16 protein-coding genes are annotated in these 18,361 nt (G+C 46.9%); 12 read left to right on the top strand and 4 right to left on the bottom strand.

Annotation, left to right across the window (positions count from 1 at the left end):
- Positions 1-171: 171 nt before the first annotated feature.
- Complete coding sequence (locus FVR03_RS13070) at positions 172-786, bottom strand: DUF6565 domain-containing protein (RefSeq protein WP_147922202.1); 615 nt, start codon at positions 784-786, stop codon at positions 172-174.
- A gap of 578 nt (positions 787-1,364) precedes the next feature.
- Positions 1,365-1,853: a hypothetical protein gene (locus tag FVR03_RS13065; RefSeq protein WP_147922201.1), complete on the bottom strand. Its 489-nt coding sequence runs from the start codon at positions 1,851-1,853 to the stop codon at positions 1,365-1,367.
- Between the two features lie 140 nt (positions 1,854-1,993).
- Here FVR03_RS13065 and FVR03_RS13060 point away from each other — a divergent pair, with 140 nt between their 5' ends.
- Complete coding sequence (locus FVR03_RS13060; protein ID WP_147922200.1) at positions 1,994-2,467, top strand: nucleoside deaminase; 474 nt, start codon at positions 1,994-1,996, stop codon at positions 2,465-2,467.
- Positions 2,468-2,576: 109 nt separating this feature from the next.
- Here the strand turns inward: FVR03_RS13060 and ffh are convergent, their stop codons facing one another.
- Positions 2,577-3,911: a signal recognition particle protein gene (ffh, locus tag FVR03_RS13055; protein ID WP_147922199.1), complete on the bottom strand. Its 1,335-nt coding sequence runs from the start codon at positions 3,909-3,911 to the stop codon at positions 2,577-2,579.
- A 225-nt stretch (positions 3,912-4,136) separates the two neighbouring features.
- Between ffh and FVR03_RS13050 the strand changes: the two genes are divergently transcribed.
- The 10 genes from FVR03_RS13050 (at position 4,137) to FVR03_RS13005 (ending at position 16,728) form a co-directional block, all read left to right on the top strand.
- A complete protein-coding gene (locus FVR03_RS13050; RefSeq protein ID WP_147922198.1) occupies positions 4,137-4,754 on the top strand; it encodes an START domain-containing protein in 618 nt (205 codons plus the stop codon).
- 157 nt (positions 4,755-4,911) lie between these two features.
- Positions 4,912-6,234, top strand: a complete 1,323-nt coding sequence (locus FVR03_RS13045) for a glycosyltransferase family 4 protein (RefSeq protein WP_147922197.1) — start codon at positions 4,912-4,914, stop codon at positions 6,232-6,234.
- A 292-nt stretch (positions 6,235-6,526) separates the two neighbouring features.
- Positions 6,527-7,546 (top strand): UDP-N-acetylglucosamine 4,6-dehydratase (inverting), encoded by a 1,020-nt coding sequence (gene pseB / locus FVR03_RS13040; protein WP_147922196.1) that lies wholly within the window; start codon positions 6,527-6,529, stop codon positions 7,544-7,546.
- 213 nt (positions 7,547-7,759) lie between these two features.
- On the top strand, positions 7,760-8,947 hold the full coding sequence (pseC, locus tag FVR03_RS13035) for a UDP-4-amino-4,6-dideoxy-N-acetyl-beta-L-altrosamine transaminase (RefSeq protein WP_147922195.1): 1,188 nt from the start codon (positions 7,760-7,762) through the stop codon (positions 8,945-8,947).
- A complete protein-coding gene (locus tag FVR03_RS13030) occupies positions 8,937-9,674 on the top strand; it encodes a cytidylyltransferase domain-containing protein (protein ID WP_147922194.1) in 738 nt (245 codons plus the stop codon). The genes pseC and FVR03_RS13030 overlap by 11 nt, the downstream gene beginning before the upstream one ends.
- Positions 9,675-9,700: 26 nt before the next feature.
- Positions 9,701-11,188: a UDP-2,4-diacetamido-2,4,6-trideoxy-beta-L-altropyranose hydrolase gene (pseG, locus tag FVR03_RS13025; RefSeq protein ID WP_147922193.1), complete on the top strand. Its 1,488-nt coding sequence runs from the start codon at positions 9,701-9,703 to the stop codon at positions 11,186-11,188.
- Positions 11,189-11,199: 11 nt separating this feature from the next.
- Positions 11,200-12,243, top strand: a complete 1,044-nt coding sequence (gene pseI / locus FVR03_RS13020; RefSeq protein WP_147922192.1) for a pseudaminic acid synthase — start codon at positions 11,200-11,202, stop codon at positions 12,241-12,243.
- 3 nt (positions 12,244-12,246) lie between these two features.
- Positions 12,247-13,527, top strand: coding sequence for a hypothetical protein (locus FVR03_RS13015; protein WP_147922191.1), 1,281 nt, complete (start codon positions 12,247-12,249; stop codon positions 13,525-13,527).
- A 308-nt stretch (positions 13,528-13,835) separates the two neighbouring features.
- The gene (locus FVR03_RS13010) at positions 13,836-15,176 is read left to right on the top strand and encodes a polysaccharide deacetylase family protein (RefSeq protein ID WP_147922190.1); all 1,341 of its coding nucleotides are present in this window, start codon (positions 13,836-13,838) and stop codon (positions 15,174-15,176) included.
- A 73-nt stretch (positions 15,177-15,249) separates the two neighbouring features.
- Entirely contained in the window at positions 15,250-16,728 is a 1,479-nt protein-coding gene (locus FVR03_RS13005) for a lipopolysaccharide biosynthesis protein (RefSeq protein ID WP_147922189.1), read from the top strand.
- Here FVR03_RS13005 and FVR03_RS13000 read toward each other — a convergent pair.
- The gene (locus FVR03_RS13000; RefSeq protein WP_147922188.1) at positions 16,725-17,858 is read right to left on the bottom strand and encodes a DegT/DnrJ/EryC1/StrS family aminotransferase; all 1,134 of its coding nucleotides are present in this window, start codon (positions 17,856-17,858) and stop codon (positions 16,725-16,727) included. The two genes, FVR03_RS13005 and FVR03_RS13000, sit on opposite strands and share 4 nt — an antisense overlap.
- A gap of 209 nt (positions 17,859-18,067) precedes the next feature.
- On the opposite strand from FVR03_RS13000, the gene FVR03_RS24425 reads away from it, so the two are divergent.
- Positions 18,068-18,241, top strand: a complete 174-nt coding sequence (locus FVR03_RS24425) for a hypothetical protein (protein ID WP_187270158.1) — start codon at positions 18,068-18,070, stop codon at positions 18,239-18,241.
- Positions 18,242-18,361: the final 120 nt, after the last annotated feature.

Below are 18,361 nucleotides of genomic sequence, written 5' to 3'. Positions count from 1 at the left end.
GAAACTGGATTAAAAACCTTATGACTCCAGCATATGTCTAAACTAAAGAGTAGCCTGAAAAAACTTGGTATAGCCGGATTTCTGTTCTTTTTTATTAAAGGCTTAATCTGGATCTTTATTTTTCTGGGTGGCGCCAAACTTATTTTCGGCTAAGCAGCCGCCACTATTGTCTCACGATTCAGATTCGTTTACTTCTTCTTCTTCTCCTTCTGCATCCGATTTTAGCGCGTGGTATTCCATCTGGAGTGCCTTTATCCTGATCTGGTCTTCGGTAGTAACCTCTGCCGCCACTTCGTCCTGCCGTTTCGCCAGGTCTTTGTACACTTCATGTGCCATTCTCCAATCTTCTGATTCCCATTTTGTGCACCGTAACCGCACGTTGCTCATAAACGTGGCATAGGCTTGCCAGAGGCTTTCGGAAGTGATACTGCTGGTGTTATGGGCATCTTCCAGGAGGTCGTGCCGCCATTTACCTTTTAAAATGACTTGGGTATAACGTTCGTCCAGCTCCCCGAACTGCTTTTTCAGGTCGCTGTATTCGTTTTTGCGCTCATTTGTAAGCTGCTGTAGCTGCTGGTCGAGGCTGGTAGTTCTGGCGGTGTAAGCTGCCCTGGTTTGTCGCCAGTTTTCTTCGGTCTGGTTTTCTGATTGGCGTAATTGATCCGATACCCAGGTTTTAAATTCATCGTAGTCTCTTTGCAGGCGCTGTTCACGTGTGAGCGAACAGGCTGCCAACAGCACCAAACATAGCCAGGCAGACACAAAAAGACTTGTAGCGTTTTTCATAAACCAAATATAAATAAGACTTCGCTCTACTTTAGTACGATTACAACCTCTTTTTGATTTTATTACCATTTAGAGGCAACTAACACAGTTTTTGACTGCAATTATTTTTTCAACAAAATTAAATCCAACAAATCAGCTTTAAATAAGAAAAAACATAAATATAGTAAACTAAACTAAAGCGCTATCGTAAAACTATGTATTGATAAGTTTAGTCCCACATGGTGCTTATAGCGATATAAGCAGGATGAAAGCTTCTTAAAGCTTAAAGACTTTGCCGCTTCTAAGTAAGAGCAAAGAGCGAAACAAGCAAAAGAACTAAAAAGGCAGCATAGGTAAACCTATGCTGCCTTTTTAGTTCTTTTGCACTTATAAATATAAAGCATACCTCCACAAAGATAACCTCCCTACCCTTGAGCTTTTTTTACTGAAAATCCTTCTGGAGGCTTATTTTATTTAAATAATTTCCTGCAGGCACATAACTCAACAGCATTGCCTGCACCTGCTCTACACCTATGTATTTAAAATATTCAGGAGGAACTGATTTTATTAAATCGATCCCGAAAGTACTTTTCTTGTGGTTATAGCTTTCGTTTTGCGGATAGTTTCTTCTCTTCAAACACGAGTACTTCAGCACCAGAGGCAATGGTGGAGAGCACCAGCTGGCTCGGCAGAATCCGGGCGATTTGCCAACGGTAGGCAAGGGCACTGCGAATGGCCCTTCCATCTACCTGCGTTACTCTTACACCAATATATCCTTTGTTTCCGTCAAGTTCCCAAACACCTTCCTCCACTACTTCTGGACCGTTAACGGCGTTGGGCAAATCGTTTTCCTGGATGAGCCGGTACGTACTATCCGCGTGAAATGTGAGTACATACTTCGGCACTGGCCGCACCGATACCAACTCCTGTTCTTCCTGCACAAACCGCTCGCGCAGTACCCACACCTTCGAGAGATCTGCTATAGAGTCGTGTTTGGTTCGTGCAACAGGGTTGTCTGTAGCCAAAACAATGGCCGGTGCTCCGGAACTTAAGGCCAGCCATAAAAAGAGCAGAGAGAACCAAGTCATAGCTTTTTCTTATTTGCTTCGGAATTAAACTAATTTCTGCTGAATTTTCCAATTCATAACGATAAATCTTAAAAATAGGTATAGTAAGTGTATCGGTTGAGTCTCGTAATGTAGAGAATTAAATAAAACGTGATTAGTAAATGAAGGATCAGGAAGAATTTATGCGGGAAGCAATCCGCTTATCGATTGAAAAAATGAAGGCTGGGTTTGGAGGCCCTTTTGGTGCTGTCGTGGTACGAGACGGCCAGATTATAGCCCGTGGTTATAACAATGTGCTCTCTTCTAACGACCCGACCGCGCACGCTGAGGTAGATGCCATACGGAAGGCTTGCCAGGCTCTTGGCACGTTTCAGCTTACCGACTGCGACCTGTACACCAGTTGTGAGCCATGCCCCATGTGCCTGGGAGCAATTTACTGGGCCCGGCCCCGCCAAGTATACTACGGCAACACCAAAGCAGATGCCGCTCAGGCCGGTTTCGACGATCAGTTTATTTATGAGGAACTGGACAAGGCTCTGCCAGACCGGCATATACCCATGCTACAGCTTCTTCGGGAGGAGGCTCTGGCTGGCTTCGAGGCCTGGGAACAGCACGAAAACAAAAAAGCATATTGATTTACTGACTAGCTCACCAGATAAGTTACGGATAGTATTATAGGATAAAAAGGAGCAGGGGCAGCACCACATCTGGTACTGCCCCTGCTCCTTTTAATAAGGTTAAATTTTACTTACCCATCATTTTAGCAAGATTTGCCAGACCACCTGGCTTACCAGCCATTTTGTTCATAGAGCGCATCATCTTACGCATGTCGTTAAACTGCTTCATCAGGTTGTTTACCTGCTGTATATCAGTTCCGCTGCCTTTGGCGATACGCGCACGACGGCTACCAGAAATTACATCCGGGTTTTCGCGCTCATGTGGCGTCATCGATTTAATAATGGCTTCGATTGGTTTAAAAGCATTCTCATCTATCTCCACATCCTTCAGCGCCTTGCCTACACCAGGTATCATGCCTACAAGGTCCTTTATATCGCCCATCTTCTTTATCTGCTCCAGCTGTGTCAGGAAGTCATCGAAGTTGAACTGGTTTTTGCGGATTTTCTTGTTGATGCGTTTGGCTTCGTCTTCGTCGAAGGCTTGCTGCGCACGCTCTACTAACGATATTACGTCGCCCATGCCCAGAATACGCTGGGCCATCCGGTCTGGGTAAAACAGGTCGAGCGCTTCCATTTTCTCGCCGGTAGAGATAAACTTAATCGGTTTCTCTACTACCGACCTGATGGAAAGGGCGGCACCACCACGCGAATCACCATCGAGCTTGGTAAGAACCACGCCATCGAAGTTGATGCGATCGTTAAATGTTTTGGCTGTGTTCACCGCATCCTGACCAGTCATGGAATCAACCACGAAGAGCGTTTCGGTTGGCTTTACGGCACGCTTGATCTCGGCAATTTCGTTCATCATCGCCTCGTCTACTGCCAAACGGCCGGCGGTATCGATAATAACTACTTTCTTGTTTGTTTTTCTGGCATGCTCAATGGCGTTGAGGGCAATCTGAACCGGATTTTTGTTTTCGAGTTCGGTATAGGCCTCTACGCCCACCTGCTCTGCCAGCACCTGCAGCTGGTTTATCGCAGCCGGACGGTACACGTCGCAGGCGGCAACCAATACATTGCGGTTTTGCTTTTTAAGGAAATTAGCGAGCTTGCCTGTAAACGTTGTTTTACCAGAACCTTGTAAACCTGCAATCAGGATAATAGCCGGATCACCTTTAATATTGATATCCTGCTTTTCGCCACCCATCAGCTCGGTCAGCTCCTCATATACGATCTTCACCATCAGCTGGCCCGGCGATACAGAAATAAGGACATCGCGGCCCATGGCCTCGTCTTTTATCTTATCGGTAACCGTTTTGGCAACTTTATAGTTTACGTCAGCATCTACCAGGGCACGGCGCACCTCTTTTATGGTTTGTGCAACGTTAATTTCGGTAATGCTTCCCTGGCCTTTCAGTGTTTTAAAGGCACGGTCTAACTTGTTACTTAAATTATCAAACATCTCTTTTTCTGGATTTACCTACAAAAATAGGTATTTTTCTTTTTATATGATACTAGTGCCTGCCAAAGCTTGTAGGTTTGTCTTAAAGTTTGTGCGTGAAAAAGGCAAATTCAACGAGCTATTTCTCAAATACTACATGTAGCCGGAGCAGCAGGCCTGCTTAATACCTGTACAACATTTGGCGATTTTCCGTAAGTACACAAAGAACTAAACTGCAGAATTTACATGAAACGAGTTTTAGGCGTAGTAGCGTTTCTTTTTATCTTTTCTTCAACTGGTCTACTGGCACAGGACAATTGGGAACTAAAGAAAGATGAGGATGGCATTAAGGTATATACCCGTAAGTTGGGAGATGAAAAACTGAAGGAGATAAAAGTTGTAGCAGATATGCCAGGCACAACAGACCAACTGGTGCAGGTGCTGTTAGATGTTGCTAATCATAAAAACTGGGTGTACGGCATCAAAGAGTCTCGTTTGCTGAAACAAACAGACCAAAGCTCCCTAATTTACTACAGTGTAGCCGACCTGCCCTGGCCCGTAAGCGACCGCGACATGGTATTGCAACTCAGCGTTACGACAGATCCTGCTACCCAGGAAGCCACTATCCAGTCTAAAAGTCAACTCGATTACATGCCTCATCAAAAAGGCAAAGTAAGGGTGCCATACTCCACCGCCTCCTGGAAAATAACTCCCCTGCCCGATAAAGCCATTCAGGCAGAATATGTGTTCAGTGTAAACCCCGGAGGATCGCTCCCGGCCTGGGTTGTGAACTCCGTAGCCACCACCGGCCCATATAATTCTTTTGTAGAGCTGCGTAAACTGATGGCTGCTGCCACCAGGTAATTTTTGGCAAAGGCTGTTGATTAGGCTTCATCATCAAAAAAATCTTCTAACTTTAAATTTCTTTGGTTCCTGCACCAGACAGTATTTTATTGTTCGCGTAAAGCGTTAACTGGTGGCATAATTTAATCAGAAAAAAAACAGATTATAAGGCTATAAATTGAAACCACACGATCCGTTACAACTGCTTTTTATCTCCTACTACTGGCCACCCTCCGGCGGACCGGGGGTGCAACGTGGGCTCAAATTTATTAAGTATTTTCCGGAGGCAGGTATTGTGCCCACCGTTCTGACGGTAGATGAAAAACAAGCCTCTTACCCCTTGTTAGATCCTACCTTCGAGAACGAGGTGCCGGCTGGGCTGGAGGTGCACCGCACAGCTACCTCTGAGCCTTTCGAGTACTACAAAAAACTCTCTGGCAAAAAGGAAATACCCTATAGCGGCTTTGCCAACCAGCAAGGGAAAGATTCGTTTCTAGACAAGATGTTTAAATTTGTGCGGGGTAATCTTTTTATTCCGGATGCCCGTGTTGGCTGGAACAAACATGCCCTCAAAAAATCGGAAGAGCTGCTGCACAACGGCCCTTACAAGGTTATTATAACCACCAGCCCGCCCCACTCCACCCAATTAATCGGGTTGGAACTCCGGAAAAAATATGGCATTAAATGGATTGCCGACCTGCGCGACCCCTGGACAAACATTCATTATTATGACCAGCTTTACCACACGGCCCTGGCCAAACGCCTCGACCAGAAATATGAGCGGCAGGTGCTGGAGCAGGCCGATGCCGTTATTGTGACCAGCGAAGACACCAAACGCTTGTTTCTGAACAAACCGGCAGGCATCGATCCCGATAAAATTCATGTTATCCCGAATGGTTACGACGACGATGACTTTGTATACCCCTCTGCCCCACCCACTAACTCATTTCTGATTACCTACACCGGCACCATTACCGAGAGCTACAACATCGATGTGTTCTTGAAGGCTTTGGCAAATTTGCGGTCGGTTTACCACGAAATTGAGTTTAAGCTGCGCTTTGTAGGAAAAGTGTCGGAGGGAGTGCACAAGCGGATCGAGAAAGCCGGGCTGATCGGCATAACAGAATTTATTCCGCATGTGCCACACACGCGTGCCATTCAATACCTCATGGAAAGTACGGTGCTGTTGCTTGCCATAGCCGATGTACCGCATGTGTTTGCCAACGTGCCGGGCAAGCTGTTTGAGTACCTGGCCTCTAACAAACCCATTGTGTGCCTGGGGCCGGTGCACTCCGATACAGACCGCATTATAGATGAGTGCGGTGCCGGCAGGTTGTTCCACTACACCGCCTACGACCTGATACTGGACCACCTGACGCAGATGTGCAGGGCCTGGCTAAAAAACCCGAACCTGGACCTGCCGCTCATTAACCATACCAGCTACTCCAGGCGCGTACTGACACAGCAACTGGCAACAATTATTAGAGAGCTGGTTGATTAAACAGAAGCCTTTTACCCTTGGACCAATTTTGCCATAAAAGCTTCGGAAGGCCATTTTCATTTGAATAATTTGAAGATTTTTACCTAAAAGGGTTAGCGGCAGCAGCTTTTACTGCTACCATAAGGGCAGCTACTGTATTTGTTGTCAGGGCATCAGGCTTTGTAAAAAATTGTAAAGAAGCTTCCGTGCAAAAATTGCGTTCGCGGGTCTTCCGTTCCTCTTTATAAATTCTGTAACTTGCAGGCCCAACAGGCAAATTTCGGTGCCTGAACATACTTAGTTTAATTTAAGAATGGCATTAGACCTTAACCATAAGGCCATACTGGTAACAGGTGGCACAGGCTCTTTCGGTAAAAAGTTTGTAGAAATGGTCTACAAGCAGTTTCCGCAGGTAAAGCGACTGGTAATTTACTCGCGCGACGAGCTGAAACAATACGAGATGTCGCAGCTTTTTCCCTGGAGCAAATACCCTTCTATCCGGTTTTTTATTGGAGATGTGCGCGATGGCGACCGTTTTAAACGTGCCTGCGAAGGCATCGATATTATTGTGCATGCCGCTGCCTTAAAACAAGTGCCTGCAGCGGAGTATAACCCGATGGAGTGCATTAAAACCAATGTGCTCGGTGCCGAAAACGTTATCAACGCCGCCCTCGATTGTGGAGTAAAAGATGTTGTGGCACTTTCTACCGACAAAGCGGCGGCTCCTATTAACCTCTACGGTGCCACCAAACTTTGCTCCGATAAGCTGTTTGTAGCCGCCAACAACATGAAAGGCAGCCGTGATATTCGCTTTTCGGTGGTGCGCTATGGCAACGTTATTGGCTCGAGAGGTTCTGTAGTGCCTTTTTTTATGCAGAAGCGACAAGATGGCGTATTGCCCATTACCCACCCCGACATGACTCGCTTTAATATTTCGTTGGAAGAAGGCGTGGACCTGGTTTTCCATGCGCTCGGGAACCATTGGGGAGGCGAAATATTCGTACCCAAAATTCCGTCGTATCGCATAACAGAGGTAGCAGAGGCTATCGGCCCAAACTGCACCCAGGAAATTGTAGGTATACGCCCGGGCGAGAAACTCCACGAAGAGATGATAACGGAAACGGATTCGCTGAACACTGTGGAACTGGCCAAATACTACGTTATTCTTCCTTCCACACCTATCTGGAGAACAGAGGATTTCCTGAAGGCGCATAACGGGAAAATGGTAGAGCTTGGTTTTAAATATAACTCAGGTACAAACGACGAGTGGCTGAACGTGGAGCAGATAAGAGAGCAGATTCGCCAGCACGTAGACCCGGCCTTTACAGTTTAACAAGAACCAGCGACTTAGGTCCTCCAACCCTTGACACTTTTTGGCGCAAAAACGCTTGGAAGGCCTTTTTTATTAGAATAATTAAGTTGTTGATTGTTAAATGATTAAATGGATAAATTTGTTGTTCTGAAGAAGCAGAATACTATTTATAACCATTAATTTCATTAGAATAATTTAATAGGTACAACAATCGTAATTCACACGTTCCCAAACATGAGGAAGGCAATACCGTACGGCAAGCAACACATATCGGAGGCAGATATTGCCGCTGTGGTGGCCACTTTGCAAGCAGATTTTCTGACGCAGGGTCCTACAGTGGCCGCTTTTGAGGCTGCCTTTGCCAATTATGTAGGTGCGAAATATGCTGTGGCGGTGGCAAACGGAACAGCAGCCCTGCATTTGTGTGCCCTCGCCCTGAACGTAAACCAGCAAACGAGGGTAATCACAACTCCTATAACCTTTGTTGCCTCTGCTAACTGCATTCGCTACTGTGGTGGCGAAATAGTTTTTGCCGATGTTGACCCCAACACCATTCTGCTCGATACTAACCTTGTGCGCCAGATGCTTGAAAGCAAACCAGCAGGGTATTATGCCGGCCTTATTCCTGTTGATTTTGGCGGTAACCCGGTAAACCTGCAGGAGCTGCGGGAACTTGCCGACCAGCACAACCTCTGGATAATTGAGGATGCCTGCCACGCCCCCGGCGGTTTTTTCTACGATAGCGATGGCACAAAGCAAATGTGCGGCAATGGAAACTTCGCAGACCTGTCTATTTTCTCATTTCACCCGGTAAAACATATCGCTACCGGCGAAGGAGGCATGATCACCACCAACAACGAAGCTCTCTATAATAAACTGCTGCTCTACCGGACCCATGGCATCACGAAAGACCCGGAACTGATGCAGGAGAACCATGGCCCTTGGTACATGGAGATGCAGGAACTTGGCTATAACTATCGAATTCCGGATATTTTATGTGCCCTCGGCCTGTCGCAGTTGCAGCGTGCCGAAGAAGGGTTAACCAGAAGAAAGGCAATAGCGCGAACTTACGATCAGGCTTTTAAAGATGTGGCTGGTCTGGGTGTGGTTCAGACCGAAGCTGCAGCATTAGGTGCAGCAGACGATACCGGCCACGCTTACCACCTGTATATAATCAGGGTACAAAACCGGCAAGGCTTATACGAGCACCTGCGGCGGCACCAGATTTATGCCCAAGTGCACTATATTCCGGCCCACACCATGCCCTATTACAGAAATCTAGGCTATAAGCCAGGCGATTTTCCGGTGGCGGAAAAGTACTACTCCGAGTGCCTCAGCCTGCCCATGTACCCCACTTTAACAGAGGAGGAGCAGTTGTTTGTAATTGAGAAGGTGAAGGAGTTTGTATTTAATGGTAGGTAAAAAAATAGGGGTTATTACGCAGGCCCGCATGACAAGCACCCGCCTGCCAGGTAAAGTGCTGCTAACAGCCGGAAACAAAACCATGCTGCAACACCAGACGGATAGACTGCAGCAGGCTGGCTTGCCAGTGTACATTGCGACCACCACCAATACTACCGATGATGCTATTGCTACTTTTGCCCACCAACAAGCCATACCCTGCTACAGAGGCGATGAGCACCATGTGCTGAGCCGTTTTTATGAATGCGCTCTGGAACACAAGTTAGAAGTTATTGTAAGAGTAACTTCAGATTGCCCGCTGCTAGATGGCAATGTTATAGCCGATGCCCTGCAACAGTACCTGGCTTTAGCTGACGACATGGTATACCTGTCTAATGCGCTGATTAGAACTTACCCACGCGGCTTCGACTTCGAGATTTTTTCGTTTAAACTCCTGCACACTGCTTATCATGCTGCTACTTATACCGCTGACATAGAACATGTTACACCTTATATAAATCAGCAAAAGATTCCGGGTACCAAAATAGTACATTACCAGCGTACATCAGATGCCAGTAAGTATCGTTTAACCTTAGATAACCCGGAAGATCTGGAGTTACTTCGGAAGCTTATAGAAGACTATAAGACTGACAGATTACCTGCAGAAGAAATAATTGCTATTATGGCTGCTAACCCAGCGTTACATGCTATTAATGCCCATGTTGAGCAGAAAAAGCTGGAAGAGTAAGGCTAATGATGAAGCAGTGAAAAAATATGGCAGACAAAGCACGCATCCTTTTCAGGGCCGATGGCAACAGTAGCATTGGCTTGGGCCATGTAACCAGGTCGTTGGCCTTTGCTGAAATGCTGCTGCCAGATTTTAACGTTTTGTTCCTCATGCAGGCTCCGGCAGCAGAGTTGCAGGAGCAGGTTACCAGCAAAGGTATTTTCCTTGTTTCGCTTCCCCTTTCATCAGACTACGCTGCAGAGGTTACTTACCTGACCGGTACGTTATTAAAGCCCTCCGATGTTGTGGTGTTAGATGGCTATGGGTTTGACACAACCTATCAGGAAAAGATTAAAGAAAGTGGCTGTGGCCTTATCTGCATCGATGACTTGCACCAGATTAGGTTTGTAGCAGATGCTGTTATAAATCAGGCTGGCGGAGTGGGTGCCAATGCCTACCGTGCGGCTGCACATACAAAACTTTGCCTGGGGCCAGCCTACTCACTGCTGCGCAAACCTTTTTTAGAGGCCGCAAGAGAGACCCGAAAATACTCATCAGAAAATAAAAGCGTACTGGTTTGCCTGGGCGGGGCCGATCCCCATAACTACACACAACAAATCTGTGAGGAGCTTTATAGCAAGTATAAAATCGAACACATCAAAATTGTAGTTGGTGCTGCCTACCAGCGCCTGCTTCAGCTAAAGGAGTGGGTACAAAAAAGCCCCGGATGTTCGCTATATGTTAACCAATCTCCTTCTGACATGGTTAGCCTGATGAAGTCCTGCTACATGGCCATCACATCGGCTAGCGGTATAGCTTACGAAGTGAGTGCTGTAGGTGGTATTTTATTTGTTCTTAAAACAGCCGACAATCAAAAAGATCTTCACCACTTCCTACTGCAAAGCAGGTTAGCTTTTGATTATGGCATCATGGAGGAGTTGCAGGGACAGGCCACCTGGGAGGCGCTTTTTGAGGAGCAAGTAAAACAGCAGCGAAACGTTTTTGATGGTGAAAGCGCCGGCAGGTTGCAAGCCATTGTTACAGCAGTTAGCTTAGGTGCCCAACTAACTATGCGCGATGCCGGTAAAGACGATATGCTGCTTTTACTTGAATGGGCCAACGATCCGGAAGTTAGAATTCGCTCCTTTAACACCGATGTTATACCGTTAGCCATTCATAAAAAATGGTATTATGGTAAACTGGAGAACAGAATAAGTCGCTTATATTTGGCTGATATAGCAGCAGAACCAGCAGCACACATCCGGTTCGACCTGAAGGGAGCGAAGGCCACTATCAGTTACATGATCGGGAAACCATTTCGCCACAGAGGGCTGGGGCATGTGGTGCTACAGAAGGGGGTTGACCGGCTCAAAGAGCAGGTACCAGAAATTACTCTGGTCGAAGGTCTGGTGCAGCTCGATAATTACGCCTCCATCAGGGCATTTGAAAAAGCAGGCTACCAGCTGGTAGAACCTTACCCTGCTCACCCTGATGCCTTATGTTTTCATTTGAAATTACCTGAGCCTTTGTTTTAAATTGACAATACATGCACAAATCTATATCTGTTGGAGCCAGGCAAATTGGTTCGGAACATAAACCTTTCATTATTGCCGAAATGTCTGGAAACCACAACCAGTCGCTGGAGCGAGCCCTGGCCATTGTAGATGCCGCCGCAGATGCTGGTGCCGATGCCATTAAACTTCAAACCTACACAGCCGATACCATGACGCTGCCCGGAGCCTTCACCATAGAAGATGAAGGGTCGCTTTGGAAAGGGCGGGAACTTTATGACCTCTACCAGGAGGCTTATACCCCATGGGAGTGGCACCAGCCGTTATTTGAACGTGCAGCTGCACGCGGCCTTATCGCCTTCTCCTCCCCTTTCGACGAAACAGCAGTGGATTTTCTGGAAGGCTTGGGAGCGCCTGCCTATAAAATTGCTTCGTTTGAAAACACAGATCACCCGCTGCTGCGCAAAGTGGCTGCCACGGGTAAGCCTGTGATTATGAGTACAGGAGCTGCCACTGTTTCTGAAATAGATGAAGCTGTGCAGGTACTGCGCGATGCTGGCTGCCAGGAGCTGTTATTGTTAAAATGCACCAGCACCTATCCTGCTACTCCTGCCAATACCAATCTTATTACCATACCGCATTTGCAGCAGCTTTTCGGCCTGCAGGTAGGTTTATCAGACCATACCATGGGTATCGGAGTGGCCGTAGCTGCCGTAGCACTTGGAGCCACCGTTATCGAAAAGCACTTTACGCTCCGCCGCGCCGATGGCGGCGTAGATGCAGCCTTCTCTTTAGAACCACAGGAGCTGCAAGCCTTAGTAGTTGAAACAGAACGGGCCTGGCAGGGTTTAGGGTACATACAATATGGTGTGCAGAAGGCAGAAGAGAAAAGCAGGTTGTTTAAAAGATCAGTTTTTGCATCAGAAGATATTAAAGCAGGTGAACCTTTTTCGAAAGAGAACCTGAAAGTTATTCGTCCGGGACTTGGATTGGCACCTAAGCATTTCGAATTAATTTTAGGCAAAGTTGCCCGGCAAGATATAAAAGCCGGAACGCCGCTCAGTTGGGAAATGGTGTAGCAAATGAAGCAGTGGTTCGGTTTATACCAGAATATTCTTACACTTTTCTTTAAAAGCAGTTTCTACCAGCTCCCAGAAAGTGCTAAAAACGCTGTTTCTCCTACTCAGTGGTGGTTGCGTCTTTTAAAAATAGCTGGGTATACGCTGTTGCGGCTTATAGGTAATCTGTTCAAACGGGTTGAAGAACCAACTGCTTTAACAGGTAAGGTCTGGCTTTATGTGGTAAGCCAAAACAACTGCGATAGCCTGAAATTTATCGCTCAGGCAATGCCTGAAGCTGTGTTGGTAGCAGGCCAAAGTAAAGAATTGGGTACCTATAATGGCTTGGCACAACGCCTATCGCTGAGGCGCAAGGTGCTGTATTATTATAAATTTTTCCCGCTACTGCTATTGTTTCTTTTCCGAAAGCCCAACATTACGTTACGTTTTTTCGATGTTTTATATGATGCCGTAGGTTTTTATGAGGTGTACCTGCAGAAGCTTCAGAAGTACAAACCCCGGTGTGTTGTATTCGCCAATGACCATAACCCGGATGCCCGGGCCATGCTGTTAGCCGCCAAAAAGCTGAGTATACAAACCATATACATCCAGCATGCGAGCGTTAGCCCTAATTTCCCGCCGCTACAGTTCGACCTTAGCCTGTTGGAAGGCCAGGATTCATGGGAAAAATATAAACAATGCGGCCCAATTACCGGAAAAGTAGAGTTAGTGGGTATGCCAAAAGCCGATGCGTTTGTTCCCTTTCGAAACCATAATAAAAGCATCGGAACCATAGGTATTGGCAGTAACCTGATGGATAACACCGAAGAGTTGGAGCAACTGGTGAAAAGCATCACTATGCGTTTTCAGCAGGTACAGGTTATCGTGCGGCCTCACCCCCGCGACACCAGAAACTTTGCCTCCCTGCAACTTCTCTCTCCACAGGTTTCGCTTTCTTCTGCGCGCACCGAATCCACCTTCGACTACCTCCGGAGGATAGATGTGCAGATCAGTGCGAATTCAGGCATTCACCTGGAAGCGGTACTGCTAAACGTGTGGTCAATCTTCTTTAACCTGAACCAGGAGGAGCAACTGCATGATTACTATGGCTTTATAGAAAAGGGCTTGGTAGAGTCCGCCACAAACACAAACGAACTACTTCTGCTGTTGCAGCAACACCTCACAAACAAACCAGATGTGTACTTAAGGGCGAAATATTTTAATGCCACCGTAGCGACAGCTTATGATGGCAAAAGCAGCGAACTGGCTCTGAAGTATATAAAAGACTTTATACTTCCGGACTAAATAGAAAATCCTGCAGTCACACCGGCACCAAGAGGTTTTTTCCGTAGGCTTGCCCTGATCTCCCCAGGCATTTTGACAAAAAACAGTAATGGGGTGATTAATCTTTTCAGCAAAAGAGGCACGCAAATAAATAAGGTACTGTTAGAATTATATAATCGAATGAGCAAAATGCTCTGCCAAAGTAAATTTCACAAAAACAAATAGTCTCCTACTGCTGTTGCAGCCGGAAATTCTTATTATTATAGCAAAACCAGCCCAAACCGAAAACATTTTAAGGGCTGGTTCGAGATTGTAAAATAGATGCCGCCTTGTTAGAATACGTACTCTCCCACTTCTACAGCCTCTACCCACAAGCAAAAAGGTACAAGATAAGCTATGGCAACGCAGCAGGAGAAACCGGTGTTGTAATTAAAAAGTACGCCGGAAACTTCTTCGAGGGCCAGGAGCCGCAACCGGGCCAACCTGTGTGGTACGAGTGGAAAGGAAAGCGTATACCGTTCTTTTTTGAGCATGACCAGGTGGCAGAGCTTGTAAAGTATAAAGATGGAGTTGCCTACATACAGTACGATATTGTTGCTGCTGCTTTTTACCTGTTAAGCGGCTGGCAGGAATTTCACAGCCAACACCACGACCAGTTCGGCCGGTTCCCGTACAGTGCCAGCGTGCAGTCGAAATATGGTTTTATAGGAATACCCGTAGTTAATTACTATTTCAGCATACTGAAAGAAGCAATTGAAAATTGTTTCGATGTTAAGCTGAAGCAAAAGCAGTGGAAAGATAGTGCGTTCGCTACCTGCCTCACCCACGACATAGACAGGCTGCAGTCTGCCTGGAAAGTAGCCGGCATGCAACGCCTGAAACAGGGCAGGCATTTGGCTGTGGCACGACTCTGCACCAAAAAGCTTCTGAAGAAAGATGCCTGGAATAACATTCCGGAGGTAATGGCACTAGCAGAAAAGCATCAGTTGAAAGCTACTTATTTCTGGATGGCACAAAACCAAACTTACAAAGGCCACCCCAACGCAGATTATAAGGTACAGGAGCCACTCTACCAAAAAACACTGCAGACGCTGGCAGAAGCAGGCCATGAAGTAGCCCTGCACGGTAGCTTCGGTACCTGCGAAAGTACCGACCAGTTACTTGAGGAAGCTGAAAGGCTACAGGTGCCCGTTAGCGGCAACAGGTTTCATTACCTGCAGTACAAGCCTAAAATTACCCCAACAATTGTGCAGCAGAGCCAACTGGCCTACGATAGCACCCTGGGATTTGCGGAACAAACAGGTTTCAGAAATTCCTTTTGTCATCCTTTTTTTCCGTACGATTTTAAAAATCGAAAAGCCTTTGATTTTCTGGAACTACCGCTGATAGCCATGGATGTTACTTTATATGGCCCGAACTACATGCACCTCCGGCCCGCCGAGGTTCTGCAGCTGCTAAGACCAATTCTGCGGGAGGTAAAAGAGTTTGGAGGGCTCTTTACGCTGCTGTGGCACAACGAAAACATATCAGACTACCCGGAGTACCCGCTTGGGCCGCACGAGCAAAACTGGCGCGAGGTACTGGAAGATTTACTGGATTACGTTGCCGACGCAGGCACAGGTTTTTTAACATGCTCAGAGGCTGTGGCAGCTTTTAAAGCCAAAGAATAAATTTTTGCCGGAGCACCTGGTTGTCTGGTCGGCATTAAAGGCTAGTTTTGCAGGCTAAATAGAACATCACCTTATGGGTAAACTGCAGCGCGAAGGAATCTGGAATACCTTTATCTCGTATGCTGGCATCGGAATTGGCTATGTGAACACGGTGCTGCTGTTCCCTAACTTTCTGGCCGAAGATGAAGTCGGTCTTACGCGGCTCCTGACTTCGCTGGCACTCATGTATGCGCAGTTTTCGGCCTTGGGCTTTAACAGCATGAGCGCCCGCTACTTCCCTTACTTCCGCGACAAAGCTAAAGCTCACCATGGGTTTCTTTTTCTGCTACTGGCAATCCCTGTTGCCGGCTTTGCGGTTATTTCGGCGCTTTTTCTTTTAACCAAACCCCTGGTGGTAGCGGCTTACGAAGACAGCTCGCGGCTGCTGCTGGACTTTTACTTTTATATTATTCCGCTTGCTTTTTTCACGCTGTTGCTCAACCTGCTCACCTCCTACCTGCGCTCACTCTATAAAACCATTGTATCGTCGTTTGTGCAGGATTTCCTGCTTAAACTGCTAACATCGGTGCTCATCCTGGTTTATTCGCTGGGTTTCATGAGCTTTCAGGACTTTGTAATAGCCTACATTGGCATTAACTCAATTGTTTTGCTTGTGCTGGCGGCTTATACCATGTGGCTGCGGCAACTGTTCCTGAAACCATCGTGGGAAATGCTGCGCATAATACCGCTGGGGGAGTTGCTGCATTATGGCTTCTTCACGTTTCTGGGCACGATCTCTACCACCATCATCACCACCATCGATCAGTTCATGATCGGCTCCTACAGCCTCAGCGATAATGGCGTGTATACCACTGCTTTTTTCATGACTACTGCCATCATGATACCGGCCAAATCTGTGCTTAAAATTGCGTATCCGCAGGTAGCAGATTACTGGAAAGACAAAAACATGGACGGCATTGCAACCCTTTACAAACAAATTACGCTTGTTAACCTCATTCTGGGTTTGCTGCTCTCGATTGGCATCTGGGCCAATATCGATAACCTGTTCTCGTTTATGCCTGAACCTTACAGAGCAGGTAAATACGTGGTGCTGTTTATGTCGGTCGCCAGGCTAGTCGATTTAGCAACGGGTATCAACGGCATTATTCTGGCTACTTCTGATAAGTATCGGTGGGATCTGGTGTTTAACGTCGTATTAGCCGTCTTAACCGTCTGGACCAATTTTTACTTTATCCCACTATATGGTATTAACGGAGCTGCTTTCGCCTCTATGCTCTCTTATGCAAGCATTAACCTGGCACGCCTGTTCTTTCTGCACTACCTATACCGGATGCAGCCTTTTGCCTGGAGCTCCCTTACCATGGCCATTATTGCAGCTACAGCGCTCGGGGCATCATACCTGCTGCCTTACCTGGGCAACGTGTACCTCGATATGGTGGTGCGATCGCTTCTTATTTCAGTTATTTATGCCTCGCTTACCTTGGGGCTGCGGGTGTTCCCCGAAATGAATGCCTGGCTCCTCTCCTACATCGGCAAACTACTGAAACGTTAAGCATGTTCCGGGGCTAAAAATGTAGCTATATGGTGGCAGATGTAAGCCTGTTGTTCCTCCGTCAGCTCTGTATGCAAGGCCAGCGATAGCACACCCTGGTGAAGCCGTTCTGCTTCAGGAAAATCATCCTGGCCTTTACCTGCTGATGCGTGCTGCCGGAGTTGCGGCTCCGGGTAATAAATCATACTCGGTATAAAATGCTCCTGCAAATGGGCCTGCAAACCGTTTCGTAAGGCTGTGGGTACACGTATGCTGTAATGCTGAAAGACATGTGCACCTGGCCCGGCAGCAGTCGGCAACTGGCAATCAGGCACTGTAGCCAGTAACCGGGTATACCTGGCTGCCACCTGCTGCCTGGCCTCCAGTAGCTCAGGCAGGTATTTTAATTTTACCCTGACCATAGCTGCCTGCAGGTTAGGAAGGCGCCAATCGGTACAAGCAGCTGCGTGCGGTAAGCTCAAGCTATTATTATTTTGGAGCCACTCGTTCAACCTGGAGGCAATTTCCGGTTTACTTGTAAAAACTGCTCCACCTTCGTCGGCTGGGTCGTTTGGTTTTGCCGGGAAAAACGAGGTATAGGCTACTGCACCCATGGCTCCTGCGTACTGAGTGGAGCCGCCGGTAAAGGTATAAGTCGCCCCAAGTGCCTGGGTAACATCTTCTACAACGAGCAAATTATGATTGGCAGCAACTTGTAACAGAGCAGCCATTGCGGCACACTGGCCAAATAAATGCACGACCACTACGGCCACTGTTTTCTCTGATACTGCTGCAGCCACGGCATCAGGAGTTATAGTAAAGGTTTGCGGATGTACATCGGCTAACACTGGCCTGAGCCCCAACTGTGCTAGTGCAGCAGCAGCGGCATGACCGCCAAAAGCCGGAACTATAACCTCTGCACCAGCTGGTAAATCGAGCGCTGCTAAAGCAAGCTGCATAGCCTCTGCACCGTGTGCACACGGCAATGCGCCCGGCACCTGCAGAAATTCTTCCAGTTGCTGTGCCAACGCTATAACATCCGGCCCATCAGGTAAATCAGCAGATCCCATGGCAGCCAGAAAGGCCTGGTCCAGCTCCGGCTTCAGTTTGGCGTAAAGTGCCTTCCGGTTACTCATTTTAATATCTTCCATAGGTACAGGTATTCGAGTCTCCCCTTGTTTCCAGAGCCATTGCCCTTGACTGATTTTAGCTTAAAAACTTTAGGAAGGCCATTTTTATTAGAAAAATTTACATTTACCTGAAGGTAAATGTAACAGTTGCTGCTTGCAAAAGCTATAATCATCTAAGGTGGAAATCCGAAAACCGGATGCCGGAGCTAGCCTCAATTATTTAAATAAAAATGCCCTTCCAAAGCTTTTCTCCTGATTTTATGCCCAGGGTTGCCGCTGCACCAGCGCTTAAAAACAGCTTATCGATTAATTTCTTTCATATAAAAATATTTGTGTTTGATGCCTTTTTGATGACAACAATACATCTCAAATTAACAATAGCTAAAGCAGCTGAATACCTGTAGAAATGACCAATATCAAGTTATATTTTTTATAAAACATAATTTGATATTAGTAATTAACTCAAGTTGCGATTATAAAACTATGAAGCCATCCAGGTTTGTTAAGGGGTAAAGCTACCAAAC

Source organism: Pontibacter qinzhouensis, from assembly GCF_008017455.1.
Taxonomy (GTDB): domain Bacteria; phylum Bacteroidota; class Bacteroidia; order Cytophagales; family Hymenobacteraceae; genus Pontibacter; species Pontibacter qinzhouensis.
The sequence above is the reverse complement of the archived record's forward strand: the minus strand, read 5'-3'. Positions and strand labels throughout refer to the sequence as shown.